Origin of the sequence: Leptospira selangorensis (genome assembly GCF_004769405.1) — a bacterium.
Classification (GTDB): Bacteria; Spirochaetota; Leptospiria; order Leptospirales; family Leptospiraceae; genus Leptospira_B; species Leptospira_B selangorensis.
Window position 1 is genome coordinate 596,616 of sequence record NZ_RQES01000005.1, and the last position, 16,012, is coordinate 612,627.

Here is a 16,012-nt window from a genome sequence, read left to right on the forward strand (position 1 = left end):
TGCTGAATGAATTTTTCGGAAACCGGCAGAATCGATTTACCTGAATACAAAGCCGGTGGCCGAGAAAGATTTTTCATCTTTTTATCTATCACAACATTCAGCATTGCGGTTTTTGAAGAAGTTCGAGTCTTATATGTAGTTCCTATACTTCTACTTCTATTTTTACTGATCGGATTTCAATTTAAATGGAAATCCTTGTTCTACCTGAATATTCCGTTATTCGTATTATCTTTTATTAATATATTTCCTTATGCCAAAAATCTTTGGCCTGGGACGTTGATTCTTGCATTAGTTTTTTACTTCTTTGCTTTTTCTAAAATTCGCGATGCCGGGTTATTACGCTGGTTAGTAAGGGGAGAAGTTTCCAAACAAGTTTTAGGACTTTCCGCTCTATTTGTCCTATCCGCTAGTATCGCTTTGTTTCTTTGGTTTTATCTTTTGGATCCTGATATCAGCGATATCAAAGAGAATTTTCCTAAAGGGGATATCCCTCTGTTAATCGCAGCAGGAATTGGTTTTGCGATCATTAATGCTATTGCAGAAGAGTTTTTGTTCAGAGGGATTTTGCTCGAGGCTTTATTGACTGCCAGGTGTTCTCTTTTTTGGGCCCTTGTTTTCCAGGCTTTGAGTTTTGGGATTTTACATCTGCATGGATTTCCACGCGGTTGGGTGGGAGTAGGGCTTGCTGGGATCTACGGTTTGATGACCGGGCTGATTCGGATCTTGAGTAAGGGAATTTATTATCCGGTGTTAGTGCATATCTTTGCGGATATTACAATAGCTGGGATTGTTTTGTTTTTTGCTAAATAATCCCGGGTCGATCTAAGTTTCTTAGCTGCTTCTGTGGAATTATAGTTGCTTTTAGCAACTATAAGGAATACTATTTTTTTTATGAAAGATTATGTAGATTCTATTCGTGAATTCAACAGGTATTATACGAACGCTTTAGGACTCTTAAATAATCATTTTTTGAATAGCGAATATTCTCTGACGGAAGCAAGATTACTATACGAGATCAGACATTCTAAAGATATTACAGCCCGCGAATTGGTCCGTTTATTAAATTTGGATAAAGGTTATCTAAGTAGGACAATCCAACAATTTGAGAAGAAGGGAGTTTTAAAAAGAACTCCAAGCCGAAATGATTTCCGCATTCTTCATTTGGAACTTACCAAAAAAGGAAGAGATATCTTATCCAAATTAATCGTAGCTTCGAATTCACAAATTTCAGGTTTGCTCAAAGATTGTTCTGATCCGGATAAAAATGAATTAGTCTCTTCTATGAATTTTATAATGAGAGTCCTTTCCAAGGAAGTATCTCCCGTGATTTATAGGGAGGCAAGTATTGGAGATTTAGGTTATATGATCCATAGACAAGCTGTGTTGTACCGAGACGAGTATAAGTTCAATGATTCCTTCGAAGAATATTTGATACAAGGGATGTTGGAATATCTAAAAAATAAAACCGAATTTGATAAGGTATGGGTAGCGGAATCGAATGGAAATATTGCGGGCGCCATCTCGATCATTCATTCCGGAAAAAAACTTTCTCAAATTCGTTGGTTCTATACCGAACCCAAATTTAGGAATTTAGGAATTGGAAAAAATCTACTGAATCTTGCGGTGGATTACGCAAAATCAAAGAATGTTTCGATTTTTCTTTGGACCTTGAGTAATTTAGATGCTGCAAGAAATTTATATAAACGTTTCGGCTTTGTTCTTTCCGAATCTAAGCCGAATCAAATTTGGAGGAAAGGCTTAACAGAAGAGAGATGGGAATTGGGAGAAGTGGGCTGAACGACAGGCTTGCTTCAAGCCCATCACTATATTAAGTTGAATTGAGTTTTAAGGATAAGAGGAAAAAGTGGGGTGAACGACGGGGCTTGAACCCGCGACAGCCAGAACCACAATCTGGAGCTCTACCAACTGAGCTACGTCCACCATATTTGGTGACCCGAGAGGGATTCGAACCCCCGACCCACTGCTTAGAAGGCAGTTGCTCTATCCAACTGAGCTACCGAGTCATGCGTGATAAGGAAGGATTCGGGATGACAGGATTTGAACCTGCGACCCTCTGTACCCAAAACAGATGCGCTACCACTGCGCTACATCCCGGATCGAAGTCCATGATTTCGCGGAAGGGCGAGGTGTCAAGTCGCTTGTCTATTTGTTTGAGATAGTTTTTTCAAGTGTTCTAAAATGATATCTTCGGTCGGAGCTTTGGTAATTGCTTTTTCGAAGGCTTTTCTGGCTTCTTCCTGTTTTCCCAATTTGGAAAGCAGAACTCCGAAAGAATCCAAATAGGCTGGATTATCCGGGTCCAATTGCAGAGCACGTTTGATATTTTCCATTGCCAGTTTGAGCTCTTCCGGATTTGGTTCTTTTCCTTCTAAAAGCAGATATGCTACCGAATTTAGGCTGTTTTTTTGCTCTGGCCTCAATCGTAAAATTCTCAAGTGAGTTTCGATTGCGGTTTTCGTGTCCCCGGACTTTTCTAATGCGGAGGCTTTTAAGGAAAGAAGAATGATATCATCCAGTGAAAGTTTGAGACGTTCTTCCGTTTTTGCTAGAGCGGATTTATAATCTCCGGTCCGGATCAAAGAATAGATCATCATCCTAAATGCGTTATCTCTTTCCGAGAATTTTGGGAATTCCTCCAAGAGTTCTTCGATGATGGAAACACATTTTTTATGATTCCCTGTCCTGGAACAACATATTGCGAAATTATAAAGTAGCTCCGGATCTTTTCCAGTCTCGGACATTTCCCGATCGATCAAGGTAAGCGCGATCGTATAGTTCTCTTTTAGAATTTCAGTGAAAATTCTTCTTTTGGCTGGGATCTTTCTGGAAGTTTTCTTTTCCATTTATTTCGATTTAACCCGGATCTTTTTTTTAAATTCTTCTAATTCAAGCTGAGAAGTTTGATCTAAACCCAAAGGTGTGATCGGGATTTTTCCCCGGAAGAATATATCAAAATCGGTACCTTCTTCAGGGACATGTCCAAGATCCGAGCCTCCTAAGAAGAAGTCTGAGATCCCTCCTATGATCGGTTTAGCCTCGTAAGTATCTACATAGGTCCTTCTGCCCAGCTTGGCTAATTCTATAGAAGAAAGTGAATTTTCGAATTTTTCAGGAATATTGATATTATATACAACCCCAGGAATAAATTCATCTATCCAAGAATTTAGGATTTCACGGACCAACTCTGCTTCTTTGATATAATCATAATTCTTGTCAAAGTTTCCGGAACTAACAGCTACACTTTTTTTATTATGTATGGCTCCATGTCTTGCTGCTCCAACTGTTCCCGAGTAATGAACGTCATGTCCCATGTTCACTCCTCGGTTGATCCCGGAGAGCACCAAATCGATTTTTGGGAAGATGTTTCCGTGTAACCCTATGTTTACGCAGTCTACAGGGAATCCGTCTACGATATAATGATTCTCGTTCACTCTTTCCACTCTCAAAGAATCGTGAATGCTCAATGCCATAGAAGTGGCAGAACGTTCTTTTAAGGGAGCGATTAGATAGGTATTATGCTCTTTTCCTAAAACTTTTTCCAAAGCAAGGATCCCGTTGGAAGAGATCCCGTCATCGTTGGTAATTAGAATATTCATATTATATGTTATGGAAGAGAAGGGTTGAACGATGTGATCATCGCTGAGTACATAGCCAATGGCAGGAAGAAGGTCACAATAAAGGTGATAATATTGATACGAAATGAATCTTTAAACTTTAGATCATAGATGTAGGAAGTCCCACGAACCAATACCGTCATAAACAATCCGTAATGGATCGAATATAATGTAATCACTCCGAATCCACCTTTTACTCCTAGTTGCGCAAGAAGGATTGCCCAAGCAGCGTTGGAGATAAAAAGTGAAAGGGAGAGATTCACGAACCTAAATGTGGTATTTGCATTTCCTTTTTTTCCGCTGGACTGAGCAAGTCCGTCCACAATGAATGCGATCGCGTAAGGTAAAAGCATGAAGAATAATAAGTGAGTCAATGCCGCTATTAGAAATTGTCCGAAACTTCTGCCCGTAAATGGAGGAGTGATGAACACATAACCAGCTCCCGCACTTAATGCTGCAAGTATCAGGACCAGGCCGCCTACTAGTTTAAGCGGATAAATTCCCCAAGAAGAAATTACATTTTCTACTCGAAACGGCTCGAATAGCACCGCGTCTAAAAGATCTATAAATCTGCTGAATAATTCTTTCAACACAGGATCACCACGCCATAGAATGTGGATATAAAACTAAAACAGGAGAACGTTTGAGTTCTTGAAGGAATACTTTTTCCCCACTGAAAAATCCGCCTGACTTTGCCTGCATCAATTGGAAAAATCTATCCCAAGGGTTTACTTCTTCTTCGAATAATGGAAGAGTTCCGTCGTAGTTGCAAAGTTTGGAAAGTTCAGCTAATGCTTCTCTTCTGCCACCGATATCATCTACCAATTTGTTTCTGAATGCGTCTTGTCCGGAATAGATCCTTCCTTCTGCCAAGGCCTCTACAAATTTTACCGTTTGGTTTCTTCCCTTAGCTACATCTTCGATAAATTCTTCGTATGTATCCGAGAGCATTTTTTGGATCATCGCATCTTCTTCAGGAGTATTGTCTCTGAAAAGAGAAAGTGAATCTTTATACTTTCCTTCTTTAAAAGTGCGTACTTTGACTCCGTATCTTTCCAGAAGACCTTTGATATTTGGTGCGATCGCGATCACTCCAATTGAGCCGGTCAAAGTTCCGCCTAACGCGAAAATTTTATCCGCAGCCGAGGCTATATAATAGCCCCCAGAAGCAGCGATGTCCTTCATGGACACTACGACCTTTTTGTTTTTATCTTTTCTGAGATACATTAACTCTTTATAGATCTCTTGAGAAGCGCCAACGGATCCACCTGGAGAGTTGATCTCCACTAAGATTCCTACAATATTAGAATCGTCTTCTATTGATCTGAGTTGTTCCAATACGGTTTGGGCTCCGGCGGAATCATAGCTGGAACGTCCGGAGTGGATCTCTCCTTCTATCTTGATCAGAGCTGCTCCTAATCTGTCGGTCCCGAATCCGGAACCTGCATCTACTTTCGTTAGTTTGGAAGAAGACACATTGGATACTAAATTGATAAGTCCTACAAACAAGGAGAGAATGGTGACTACAAAGGTGACTGCTAATGCGATACGATTTCGGTCCACAATTAGAGTGGATCTTGGTACCGATCCCCTGTCAATGAAATAGCGGGGTTTGGTTTTGCTCAGGAAAACTGGCCGGTTTCTCTTGACGAGGGGATATGTTTAATATGTGTATCAATATAGGTGCAGGAGTGTGAATTTGTTTAGGATTTTTACCATCGTTTGGTTTTTTATTTTTGCTCTACTTTTTGAAGGTTGCCTGACTTTTCGTTTTGGGCACGTAAATATTATTAAAGACAATTTTAAGAATACTCATATCGTAAAGATGAAACTAATGCTTTTATCAGATGAACCTTATATAGATTATTTTGGTGCACCGACTTCTTTAAAGTATTACTTCTTTTTCGATCTTACAAGGGAAATAGGGCCAGATAATAAGGCGATCCCTACTTCTATTAGATTTTCGTACCATGGAGAGACCGGCGACGCTTCAATTGCAAAAACCGGCTTTTTAAAAATAGGGGAGAAGATCAGTCCTCTCGTGATCGGCAACTCTGATAGCCAACTGGTTACAAACAGCTCTGTTACTACTACAACTTCTACTAATTCCGCAAATACAGGATCTGCAAATGCAAATGCGATCATGAATGCGAAAGGTGGATTCGTAGATTTTACCAAAGTGCAGCAATCTGGCGGGACAAATACCCAAACAAGAACTTCTGTTAGCACACATACACATAAAGAACAGAGTGGAATGTTTTTACTGAAAAGAGAAGATGAACAAGCTATTTTAGAAGGCAAACCTTTCAGTATTCGCTTATACATGGGATCTTATCCTCTGACATTCAGTTTTAATGAGGAAAATTCAAAACATCTGAAGAACTTTCTACTAGCAAAACCTGGGATGGAGCAGAAATAACGCTGTTCTATATTATTAGTTTCGAATAAAATACAAATTTAAATATAGCTTCCCTTAAGGGAACGTTATCCAAAATGAGATAACGTTCCCGGTTCAATTTATTATCATAAACTCCAAAAATACACTCTTGACCTGTCGCAGATTTACAGTTAATTGGATTCTATATATAAATTGGAGAATTAACTTGTTAAAGAGAATATTCATTTTGTCTATTTTTCTATCCCTTGTGACGGGATGTATGTTTGGTACCGTAAGGATTACAAAGGATAATTTCAAAAACTCCCATACTGTTAATCTTAAGTTAAAGCTTAATGCAGATGAATCGTATCCAGGTACTCTTATCGATTCTTTTCTAACCAAATATGTAGTTGAGATGGATTTTACTAGAGAAATCGGCCAAGGAACTCTAATTCCAACGGTTGCGAGAGTAAAAGTGCATGCAACAACTATGAATAATCCGATTGAACGTAGTGGTTTCTTGAAAATTGGTGAAAAGAACATACCATTAGCTTTTGGAAATGTCTCAGCACAATCGGTAACTACTGTTTCAACTAGTGCTACCTCGACCCCCAATTATGGATACGGTTCAACGAACACTAACTCGACTCCTAATTATGGATATAATCCAGCAGGATCAACTTTGACTTCCGGAGGAGTCAAAACTAGTGTAAGCACTCACGCAAGCACTGTAGTCCATCTTAACGCGACCTTCCTTCTTAAAAAGGAAGACGAGGAAGCGATATTAAAGTCTAGAGGGTTTTCGATTCGTTTATATTCGGGAGCCGAGCCGATTACTATCCAGATTGCAGAAGACGATCTGGAAAAATTCAAAGAATATCTAAACGCAAGACCTGAAGACTGAAACTAAACCTACCTAACGCGGAGCCGAGTTATTAGTCGGCTCTCATATTCTTTCGATATTTTAAACGACTTCGCTTATTAATTTCTTGCCTAAGAGTATTTTAATTCGTCTCCTAAAGTATCTTTTAGGATGAAAGAGGCTTTTATGGAATTTACGATTCGGTCCATCGCAAAGGTCTCGAACTCAAGATCAGAGATCCAGGATGATTACTGGGCTGAAATTGTTTCCGAGATCGAGTTAGAAGATAATATTCCTGCTGAGTCCCTGGATGGGATCGAAACATTCTCTCATTTGGAGATCATCTATATTTTTCATAAAGCTTTCGGATCAGAGCCCGTATTCGGAAGTGAACATCCTAGGGAAAATAAAAGATGGCCTAAGGTTGGGATCTTTGCCCAAAGAAAGAAAAATCGCCCGAACCATATCGGTTCTACGATAGTGGAACTCCTAAGAAGGGACGGCAAAAAACTTTTGGTGAAATATTTGGATGCGATTGATGGAACTCCGGTCGTGGATATTAAACCAGTGATGAGAGAATTCCTACCGATGTCCGGGATCTCTCAACCGGATTGGTCCAAAGAATTGATGATAAATTATTGGGAGTAATTTATTCGAATTAGATTGACTGGAACTTAATCTCGCTTAGGTTTTTCGGCCATGGCCTCGATCAGTCGAAAAACATTTATCAAATACGGCATTAGTTTTGGTGTTATTCTTTCAACTTCTCAAATTTTACAATATTGTAAAAGTTCTTCCAAGGAAAGATATGATTATGAAAGAAAGGATCCATTCGATCCTGAATTTCTTTCCGAAAATATTTCTCCGATACTAAAGGCGATCCGCATCGGTATCACTGCTCCGAATCCGCATAATGTTCAACCTTGGAAATTCAAAATTATAAATGATCATTCTGCACTTTTGTATGTGGATGAAAAACGTTTATTAAAAGATACGGATCCAACGTATCGGCAGATCCATATCGGGCAAGGAACCTTTTTGGAAAATTTAAGTATAGGAACTCAGGTGTTGGGATATTCTTCCGAAGTTTCTCTTTTTCCAGAAGGAAAATATACGATTGCAGATATGGGAAAAAAACCGATCGCTAAAATTATTTTAAACAAACAAGAAGATCTGGTCAGAAATCCTTTGTCGGAATTTATTTCAGAAAGAGTCACTCAAAGAAGTGTTTACGAAGGAGAAGATCTGACTCAGGAAAATTTTGAGAAGATAAGAAAAGATTCTGCCGTTCTATATTCGGAATTGAAATTTGTTCCTAAAGCAGGTTCAGAAGAATTAAGAAAACAATTAATCGCTGCGATGCAAATGGAAACGGACACATATAAAACCTACGAAGAATCTAGGATTTGGTTTCGTTATAATGATGAAGAAATCGGCAAATTCGGGGATGGGATCTCTCTGAGAGCAAACGGGACTTCCGGTCTGAAATATTATATTGCTAGAAACTTTTTCTTAAAACATGGTCCAGAAAGTTGGCATTCACCTGAGAATAAAAAAGCAGGTATGGATATGTTTGCTTCCATGGTAGAAAGTTCTAAGGGATTTATTTTTCTGAAAACGGATCATAACGAGGTCATCGATTGGGTCCAAGCGGGAAGGGATTATCTTCGTTTACATTTGGCCGCGACTAAAAACGGGTTTTCTCTTCATCCAATGAGTCAGATATTGCAAGAATATCCGGAAATGGATCCTATTAGGAATGAATTTGAATCTTCTTTAAAACCTGGAGAGAAGATCCAGATGCTTGCTCGCTTGGGTAAAAGTGATTATCATTTTTATAGCCCTAGAAGAGATCCGAAAGAGTTTATCTTATAATAATGCGTTGTTTTAAAGGAATTTTTGTCGAAATAAATGAATATACTTAAGAAAATCCTGTTCTGGCTTGGAGACCTTCTATTCTTACTTATTCCGTTATGCATCATTCTCGCGGAATCGGGAACCTGCACGCAAGGAGACGACAGTATTTATTTTTTATTTACCCAGGCGTCTTTTGTAGTTTCGGTATTTTGTCTTTTCTTAATATGGTTCGGGATCCCTTCCGGAGGTTTGGTGGGACAGGCGCTTGTCACTTTTCCATTCTTACTCTGCTTGTATTTTTATATCGCATATATCCCTGTTTATTTCGTATATTCTACATTACAAAATCAAGATTTATGCGCAGTGGTTATTTCCGATCTGACCTTATATAACTCTACGACTGCGGTCGAGAATGCGGCCACAAGTTTGTTTTCTCGATCCTACGCTATTTTGATGTTATTGCCTGTTTTAGGCAGTTTTTTGCCTGTTTATAAATTTTGGAAGTCAGGGTCTTTCACCCAAAAAAGAAAAGAAATAGCTGATTCTATCTCCCGGAAAGTTGACGAAATTTAGCCGGAATTTTTTCGAATTTCTTACATAGAGTGGGAAGATTCCGTGGATTTTTTGTCGTCAAACAGTGATAACACTAATTTTCCATTGGAGAAAAGAATGAATCGCAATCCCTTATGGGTCCTTCTAGCAAGTATGCTAGTCTCCAGCGCTATTTTCGCTCAAAGTTCGCCAGGCACGACTGCTCCTCCGAAATCTACCACACCTAAGGCGGAAACTACTAAACCTTCCGGAACGGAAAGAGAATCATCTTCCGGAGAAAAACCGGATCTATACATTAACTCTCAATCATCCTTCGAGTTCAACTCCAAGGACGAAGGTTCCACTGTGGATTATATCGAGTATAAGATCGGGTCCGGAGATTATACTAAGTATGTTTCCTCTATCACATTGGTAAGAGAAGGTTTGACAAAGATCACTTATAGAGCGGTAGATAAAGCGGGAAATAAAGAACCGGAAAAACATTTTAACGTTTTAGTGGATAATACTCCTCCTTCTACCAAGATCACTCCAAGTTCGGCATTGATAGTTCATGAAAATACGAACTATGCTACAAAAACTTTAACTTACTCGATCACTGCTCAGGATAACCTGGCCGGTGTTCAGGATATCAAGATCTCCATCAATGGTTCTGAACCGAGAGTTTATGACGGTAAGCCGATCCAGTTGGAAAAAGCAGGAGTGAATACGATTAAGTTTTCTGCAACTGATAAGTCTGGGAATACCTCCACTGATTCAGTTTTAGCAGTAACTGTGGACCAAGAAAAACCTTTGGTTGAACTTTTCGGTTCTGCACTTGTAACTGTAAAAGATAAAATTTTCGTAAAAAGTGGGAACGCATTTACGATCAAGGCTTCCGATACGTTGTCCGGAATTAAACAGATCTTTTATAAATTGGATTCCGGAGAATGGAAATCATATGCAGATCCTGTTTCCGTGGAAGCACAAGGAAATCATACGATCGAAGCTAAGTCGGTGGATTCGGTAGGTAATGAAAGCGAAGTTAAGAAGATCGCTTTTATAGTGGATACTACTCCTCCTGAAACTAAGATCCAAAAAGTGGATAATAAGCCGAGCGCACCAGCTCCGGCAGCTAAACCTGCAAGTTCTTCTGCTTCACCAAGCACAGAAAATTAGAAATCGCCAAAAGGGATCCGTTGAAGATACGGGTCCCTTCTTCTTTTTTATAGTCCGCAGTGCGGCCTCTTCCTTATAATAATCTAATAAACTATTTTTCTTGGAGTTCGGATCCGGTCTTTTGCCAATCCGGCTTTATTGCATTTACTTTGATCTTAAACTCTGCCCGGTTCCCGACTCTATCTGAAGTATAAACAGTAACAGTATGAATTCCGGTATTGAATCCGATCGGAGTTTGATAAGGTAGAATAGAACCATTTCCGATCTTATATTCCAATTTAGAAAGTCCTGATCCTGTGCCTGGATCCTCACATCGAATTGCAATGAGTCCGTTTTCTTTTAGATAATAAATACCATCTTCTCTGAGTTTACCTTCAGTAGGAGCGAATACGCAGACTGGATGTTTTGCATCTATCAGTAATGGGATCTCTGATTGGATATAATTTCCCGCTTTATCGTTTGCTTCCCAACGAAGGATAGAAAGTCCATCTATACCTGAGGAAGAAATTTTGATCGGTTGTTTTGTTTCTTCTCCGGAAAGGGTTAGGTTCACTTCCGCCCCGCTTCCATCTCTTGCGGCAAGATTGATGGTGATCTCTTCCATTCCGGAACCTTCTTCAGTAACTTGTAATGTAAGTTCCGCTCCGGATTTGATCTCTATTAGTCCTGATTGTCCCTTCTTCTCTCCTATTAAACGGACTTGAGGTGCGGTTGTATCTTTCAGATATTTTGTCTTTTTAGGTGTTTCTTTATTTCCTAATATATCTTCGGAATAAAATTCAACCTCGTTCCAACCTTCTTGGGAAAGAGAAATGGAACCATCATACCTTTGCCATTCTCCTCCATTCACTCTATAATATGTGGAGACTGGGACTTGTTTCTGCGAATTCGCAGATCCGGGAGTATTGGAAGAAGGTCCGCTGGTTTTAGGATCACCCAGTGAGATCCGCAACTCTTCCGAAGAAGCGACTACTGTAGAAGGTCTTTCCACTTTTACTTTAGGTGCAGCAGCGAATTTATCCGCCAAAGAAATTATAGGAGAAGAAACTCCTCTTCCTCCATCCACATTGATCCCGACTACGCGAACATAAAACTTAGAATCTTGTGAATTAAATTCATAACGAAAATTTTTGGTCTTATAAAAATGGTGTACTCTTAAAAAATCCCGGTCTTCTGAAAGTTCGATCAGATAACTTTCTGCGCCTTGGCTGGGCTTCCAGCGAAGGCTTACTCTTTGTTGTTCGGAAAATGCCTCTCCAGAAAGAAGAAGCAGTAAAGATAATAAAAATGAAAATTTATATTTTATAATATTCCGATCCAGAATTCTCACTCTAACTCAACCTTTTCGGGAAGTTTTTCCGGTTTAGAAGGAGCCTGTCCTTTTACCACAGTAGTTCCGAATCCTGCAGGGACCGCCACTGTTTTTCCTTCTGCGGAGACTTCTAATTCTCCTTTGTAACATCCTACTGTAGTATTTTCAGGATCAGGTGCACTTACGTATAATTCTGTTCCTCTTACTCCTACCACTGCTGTAGGAGTTACTACCATAAATTTGCGAGTATCATCTCCCGGTTTTTTAGGAGGGACCTTAGCTTCCAGATATCCTGATTTGAGTTCCAGGATTCCTCCGTCCTTATTCAGTTTGTATTCCGATATGGATTCAGAAGTCGTTTTTACGATCTTGGTTAAGGTTTTTTCTCTTAACTCTACAACTGTTCCGTTTTTAGTGAATATAATTTTAGAAGAAGAGCCTTGTCCTGTTTGGACCCAATCATCCATATTCAATAATTGGTCTTTGGAAAGTTTAGACCAACTTGCAGGAAGTCCTGTAGGAGTGAAATCTCTAGAAAATTGAACCTGTCCTCTTTGGAAGTCGGCAACTGCCACAGGACCGGCATTCGGTTTTATAATTTCTCCCGTTGCAGAGATTGTGTCTTTTCTTAAGAAGCCTGGGATAAAGAGAGTAGTGCCTTCTCTAATCAAAGAAGGGTTTGGAATTTCATTATATTTTAATAATTCTTTCCAGTTCCTCGGGTCTTGTAGGAATTCTTTTGCAATTTTGGATAAAGTATCATTCTTCTTTACCTTGTATTCGAAGACGTCTTCATGGACCCCTTTTTTGGGTTCGGCAAGAAGACTTATCAAAGATACGGAAATAAGTAGGACTGCAAAAAATTGAAACAGTTTAAATCGAGAAATCGAAAACGGGAAATTCTGAGAAGCCATGGTTTATCCTGGAAACTAGTTCTAACCTAGTATTAGAAGAGAATCTTGGCGGAATTCCAACAAAATACGGCGCTTAGGCGAAAAAGGAGAAGAAAGAATTGGGCGGAATTTCGAGGAAAATGATTGCCTTATTTTCTAAAATTCCAATGATTTGGGCCTCTTTTTAAGATCGTATGTCGGCCCATCTTCCACCACTTGTTCCAATAATTTTCGGTTCTACGGTATTTGCTATTTTAGGATATTTTTTCTCACTAGTCCTAGGTTCTCGAAAAAATTGGATCGGTTCTTCTTTAATCCTTTTGGCTTTAGCGGCTTGGCTTGCTTTGCAAGGGATCTTAAGTGGGACTGGATTTTATCTAGTCACTGATTCTTTTCCTCCTAGATTTTTATGCATGGTGGCTCCACCGATCTTGTTCTTGGTTTTACTTTTCATTTTTCCTTCCAGTAGAACTTGGATAGATCAAATCCCCGGAGAGAATTTAACATACTTACATTTGGCAAGAATACCGGTAGAACTTGTCTTATACTGGTTGGCAATGTATGGTTGGGTCCCGATCAGTATGACATTTGCAGGTTGGAATTTCGACATTCTGATCGGGTTGACTGCTCCGATTGCGGCTTATTTCATTTTGAATAAGCCCACATCTTCTAAAAATTGGATTTTGTTTTGGAATATAGTAGGCCTTTTATTTTTATTGAATATAGTGATCTTGGGGATCTTATCCGCGCCTGGACCTTTTCAAAAACTATCTTTTGAAAGGCCGAACACTGCGGTGCTCCAATTTCCATATGTATGGCTGCCTTCTTTTATAGTTCCTTCCGTTTTATTTGCTCATCTTGTTTCCATTCGAAGAAGATTCGTTGCAGGTTAATTTTGGATTTTTCTTTCGGAAAGTTTTATTCTAAATTACTAATTTCTGTTTTTTGCATATTTCTGTTTACATTTTGTTTTCCGGACATGGTCCGCAAAAAGAAAACCGAAAACGATTGGTTCAAGATAGAGAAGATCTTTTATAAAACCGAACCTAAAAAAATCGAGATCTTCCTCAAAGGAACAGTAAAAAATTCTTTTTTGGTTAGTATAGAAGGGTTTGAATTGAATGAAAATTCTTCAGATGTTTTGTTATTCCAACAGGAAAAGCCACTCCCGGTTGGGCCTATTCTTTTAAAATTTAAGGCAGAAGTTCCTGAAAACAAGGATTGGATCCGAAAAATAGGCACCACTCGTAAATGGATCCGGATCGCATTAAAAAATGATAATGGACAGTCTACTCATTTGCAAACCGAGATTTCTGTCCACGAATCTGATAAAAAACAATTCAGAAGAGACCTTTCATTAGATGCGGAAGGAGAATCAATTCGTTTAGATGGAAGGGAGTGGAAACTCGTCTCAGATGTGGACAGAATGGATCAGGCATTATTGCAGTATGTTCCTAAGTCCGAGTCTTTATTATTCTGGAATGAAATGCTTTCCATACATGTTTATAAAGTGAGGGCTTCCTCTCCTTCTGAAATTTATTCCTTATTGGAGTCCGGTAAGAAGAAGGAATGTCCAAATATTCTTTGGAACCTGGAATCGGAGAAGTCGGGTAAAATTTCTTATTCTTGGGAAAATTCGGGATGTGGTAAACAGTCTCTTTCTTCTCAGGTTTCTAAGTTGTATAGAGGAGAATTCGGAATTTATAATATTCGATACGATAGAAGAGATAAGATGAGCACTGAAGACAAAAAACGCTGGTCTGAACTATTGGATCTTCTGCCTTCAAAGTTGGATTGATCTTTTTGTAGGAGCTCCTACAAAAACAGCCGTAAAATTCGTTTGCCTAAATTTCAATTCTGTGATAGAGGAATGCGAGCTCTCCCACGGGCCACTCCCCCCAATCCCAACGCAGGGTGGGGGCCGTTTTTTAAAAAATGCCTTCGATCAAATTAGGCGAGCATTCAGAGTGGCTGCGTTTTATTCGCATGTAGAAACTCCTACAACGGAATCTTCGCTTACAATCCGCGAGAGATCGAGCCGGGGTCATAAAAATCGCGAATGCGATTTTTTGACCGGAGGTGAGAGCTCGGTCCGAGCTTCGCGAGGACGCGGCCAAACACTTTCCTTTTGGAATTCCAACAAGAAAATGTTATTTTTTACGTTGACTGAGATTCGGAGACGCCTAATTCCTGTAATTACACATGTGTAATTACATATATGTAAATGCACATTATTTCTCTTAGGAGATTCGTTATGGAATTGACGATTGATAAACCGGTGCTTTCCCCTCATAGTTTTGCCAGGATTCGTTTCCAGGATTGTGATCCTTTTGGCCATTTGAATAACGCGAGATATATGGATTACTTTTTGGAAGCTCGTTCTGAACAATTGAGGGAAACTGCTAATTTCGATTTTTACGAGTATGGATCCAGTTCAGGTAAATCATGGGTAGTGAGTAAGGTGGAGACTCAATATTTGGAACCGGTCAAACAGAATGATGTAGTGAAAATTGTAACTCGTTTGATCAAGCTGACTCCGGCGACGATCCATAATGAATACTTACTTTTGGATAGGGAAGGTAATCGTTTAAAGGCCGTTTTGAGAGCTCAGTTTTCCTTTATTGACCTTCAAAAGGGACGTCCTGTTCGTCATGACCAAGAGATGATGGCTTTTTTAGGGAGTTTTATTTTCGATGAGCCTGGTCTGGAAGAAGGTTCTTTCGAAGACAGGGTAAAACAGTTGCGAAAACAAGTGTCGGAGGGAAAATATTCCGAAGACCGAGTCTTTTTAATCCTATGTCCAAGAAGTCTCTAAATAGTACGGCTCGGAAGTCTGAAAAATTTCCGAGCAAAGCGGATATGCTTAGCGCAGGTTTAAGTTGTGTGAACTTTAATCTGCGCAGGGCTTCTAGAGCAGTTACTCAATTTTATGATAGAGAATTAGAGAAGGCAGGTCTTACTTCTCAAAGATTCAGTCTATTGCATACTCTTGGTGCTACTGATGGCCTTGGTCTTGCCGAGTTAGCGGACCTTCTCGTTTTAGATAGAACTACTTTGATCCGTAATTTGAATCCCTTGGAAGAGTTAGGCTATGTTGCGGATGTTCCTTCCGAAAATAAAAGAGCTAGAAAAGTGATCTTAACTCAAAAAGGTTTGGAAGCTTTGAGGGTCGCTTATCCGATCTGGGAAGAAGCTCAAGCTGCAGTCACGGAAGCGATGGGGGAGGACGATCTGAAAAGATTATTGAAAAGATTGAACTCAATCGTTCGTAAAAGAAATTTTAAAGAATTTTCCAAATCAGAAGATTAAATCCTAAAATTTATTAGTTTATTTTTCCATAATATGGAATTTTAGAGTTCGTATCAGTTT

The 16,012-nt window shown here is 39.3% G+C and carries 18 protein-coding genes and 3 tRNA genes; 12 read left to right on the forward strand and 9 right to left on the reverse strand.

Features of this window, described 5'->3' with window-relative positions:
* Positions 1-6 precede the first annotated feature (6 nt).
* Positions 7-810, forward strand: coding sequence for a CPBP family intramembrane glutamic endopeptidase (locus tag EHO58_RS04340; RefSeq protein WP_135678798.1), 804 nt, complete (start codon positions 7-9; stop codon positions 808-810).
* A gap of 81 nt (positions 811-891) precedes the next feature.
* The gene (locus tag EHO58_RS04345) at positions 892-1,797 is read left to right on the forward strand and encodes a bifunctional helix-turn-helix transcriptional regulator/GNAT family N-acetyltransferase (protein ID WP_135678800.1); all 906 of its coding nucleotides are present in this window, start codon (positions 892-894) and stop codon (positions 1,795-1,797) included.
* Between the two features lie 68 nt (positions 1,798-1,865).
* Here EHO58_RS04345 and EHO58_RS04350 read toward each other — a convergent pair.
* The 7 genes from EHO58_RS04350 to sppA all read right to left on the reverse strand — a co-directional run bounded on the left by EHO58_RS04350 (position 1,866) and on the right by sppA (position 5,198).
* Positions 1,866-1,941: transfer RNA gene (locus EHO58_RS04350), tRNA-His, on the reverse strand.
* A 6-nt stretch (positions 1,942-1,947) separates the two neighbouring features.
* A tRNA-Arg gene (locus EHO58_RS04355) sits at positions 1,948-2,024 on the reverse strand.
* A gap of 19 nt (positions 2,025-2,043) precedes the next feature.
* Positions 2,044-2,115: transfer RNA gene (locus EHO58_RS04360), tRNA-Pro, on the reverse strand.
* Between the two features lie 35 nt (positions 2,116-2,150).
* The gene (locus tag EHO58_RS04365) at positions 2,151-2,864 is read right to left on the reverse strand and encodes a tetratricopeptide repeat protein (protein ID WP_135678802.1); all 714 of its coding nucleotides are present in this window, start codon (positions 2,862-2,864) and stop codon (positions 2,151-2,153) included.
* On the reverse strand, positions 2,865-3,617 hold the full coding sequence (gene surE / locus EHO58_RS04370) for a 5'/3'-nucleotidase SurE (protein ID WP_135678804.1): 753 nt from the start codon (positions 3,615-3,617) through the stop codon (positions 2,865-2,867).
* Positions 3,618-3,625: 8 nt separating this feature from the next.
* Positions 3,626-4,228 carry a hypothetical protein gene (locus EHO58_RS04375; protein WP_135627571.1) on the reverse strand — a complete coding sequence of 201 codons (603 nt, stop codon included), beginning with the start codon at positions 4,226-4,228 and terminating at the stop codon, positions 3,626-3,628.
* A gap of 4 nt (positions 4,229-4,232) precedes the next feature.
* Positions 4,233-5,198 (reverse strand): signal peptide peptidase SppA, encoded by a 966-nt coding sequence (gene sppA / locus EHO58_RS04380; RefSeq protein ID WP_135627570.1) that lies wholly within the window; start codon positions 5,196-5,198, stop codon positions 4,233-4,235.
* A gap of 136 nt (positions 5,199-5,334) precedes the next feature.
* On the opposite strand from sppA, the gene EHO58_RS04385 reads away from it, so the two are divergent.
* The 6 genes from EHO58_RS04385 to ompL47 all read left to right on the forward strand — a co-directional run bounded on the left by EHO58_RS04385 (position 5,335) and on the right by ompL47 (position 10,438).
* On the forward strand, positions 5,335-6,054 hold the full coding sequence (locus EHO58_RS04385; protein WP_135678806.1) for a hypothetical protein: 720 nt from the start codon (positions 5,335-5,337) through the stop codon (positions 6,052-6,054).
* A gap of 238 nt (positions 6,055-6,292) precedes the next feature.
* Entirely contained in the window at positions 6,293-6,916 is a 624-nt protein-coding gene (locus tag EHO58_RS04390) for a hypothetical protein (protein ID WP_244241058.1), read from the forward strand.
* Between the two features lie 144 nt (positions 6,917-7,060).
* A complete protein-coding gene (locus tag EHO58_RS04395; protein ID WP_135678810.1) occupies positions 7,061-7,522 on the forward strand; it encodes an SAM-dependent methyltransferase in 462 nt (153 codons plus the stop codon).
* 51 nt (positions 7,523-7,573) lie between these two features.
* Positions 7,574-8,749: an Acg family FMN-binding oxidoreductase gene (locus tag EHO58_RS04400; RefSeq protein ID WP_135678812.1), complete on the forward strand. Its 1,176-nt coding sequence runs from the start codon at positions 7,574-7,576 to the stop codon at positions 8,747-8,749.
* Between the two features lie 36 nt (positions 8,750-8,785).
* The gene (locus EHO58_RS04405) at positions 8,786-9,304 is read left to right on the forward strand and encodes a hypothetical protein (protein WP_135678814.1); all 519 of its coding nucleotides are present in this window, start codon (positions 8,786-8,788) and stop codon (positions 9,302-9,304) included.
* Positions 9,305-9,400: 96 nt separating this feature from the next.
* Complete coding sequence (ompL47, locus tag EHO58_RS04410) at positions 9,401-10,438, forward strand: multi-beta-barrel domain surface protein OmpL47 (RefSeq protein WP_135678816.1); 1,038 nt, start codon at positions 9,401-9,403, stop codon at positions 10,436-10,438.
* Positions 10,439-10,529: 91 nt separating this feature from the next.
* On the opposite strand, the gene EHO58_RS04415 is transcribed toward ompL47, so the two are convergent.
* Entirely contained in the window at positions 10,530-11,768 is a 1,239-nt protein-coding gene (locus tag EHO58_RS04415; RefSeq protein WP_135678819.1) for a hypothetical protein, read from the reverse strand.
* A complete protein-coding gene (locus EHO58_RS04420; RefSeq protein ID WP_135678821.1) occupies positions 11,765-12,664 on the reverse strand; it encodes a FecR family protein in 900 nt (299 codons plus the stop codon). Before EHO58_RS04420 ends, EHO58_RS04415 begins: the two co-directional genes overlap by 4 nt.
* Before the next feature lie 173 nt (positions 12,665-12,837).
* Between EHO58_RS04420 and EHO58_RS04425 the strand changes: the two genes are divergently transcribed.
* The 4 genes from EHO58_RS04425 (at position 12,838) to EHO58_RS04440 (ending at position 15,952) form a co-directional block, all read left to right on the forward strand.
* Positions 12,838-13,536 (forward strand): hypothetical protein, encoded by a 699-nt coding sequence (locus EHO58_RS04425; protein ID WP_135678823.1) that lies wholly within the window; start codon positions 12,838-12,840, stop codon positions 13,534-13,536.
* An 86-nt stretch (positions 13,537-13,622) separates the two neighbouring features.
* A complete protein-coding gene (locus EHO58_RS04430) occupies positions 13,623-14,441 on the forward strand; it encodes a hypothetical protein (protein WP_244241059.1) in 819 nt (272 codons plus the stop codon).
* A 456-nt stretch (positions 14,442-14,897) separates the two neighbouring features.
* Positions 14,898-15,458: an acyl-CoA thioesterase gene (locus tag EHO58_RS04435; RefSeq protein ID WP_135678828.1), complete on the forward strand. Its 561-nt coding sequence runs from the start codon at positions 14,898-14,900 to the stop codon at positions 15,456-15,458.
* Positions 15,440-15,952: a MarR family winged helix-turn-helix transcriptional regulator gene (locus EHO58_RS04440; RefSeq protein WP_135627558.1), complete on the forward strand. Its 513-nt coding sequence runs from the start codon at positions 15,440-15,442 to the stop codon at positions 15,950-15,952. Before EHO58_RS04435 ends, EHO58_RS04440 begins: the two co-directional genes overlap by 19 nt.
* Positions 15,953-16,012 lie beyond the last annotated feature (60 nt).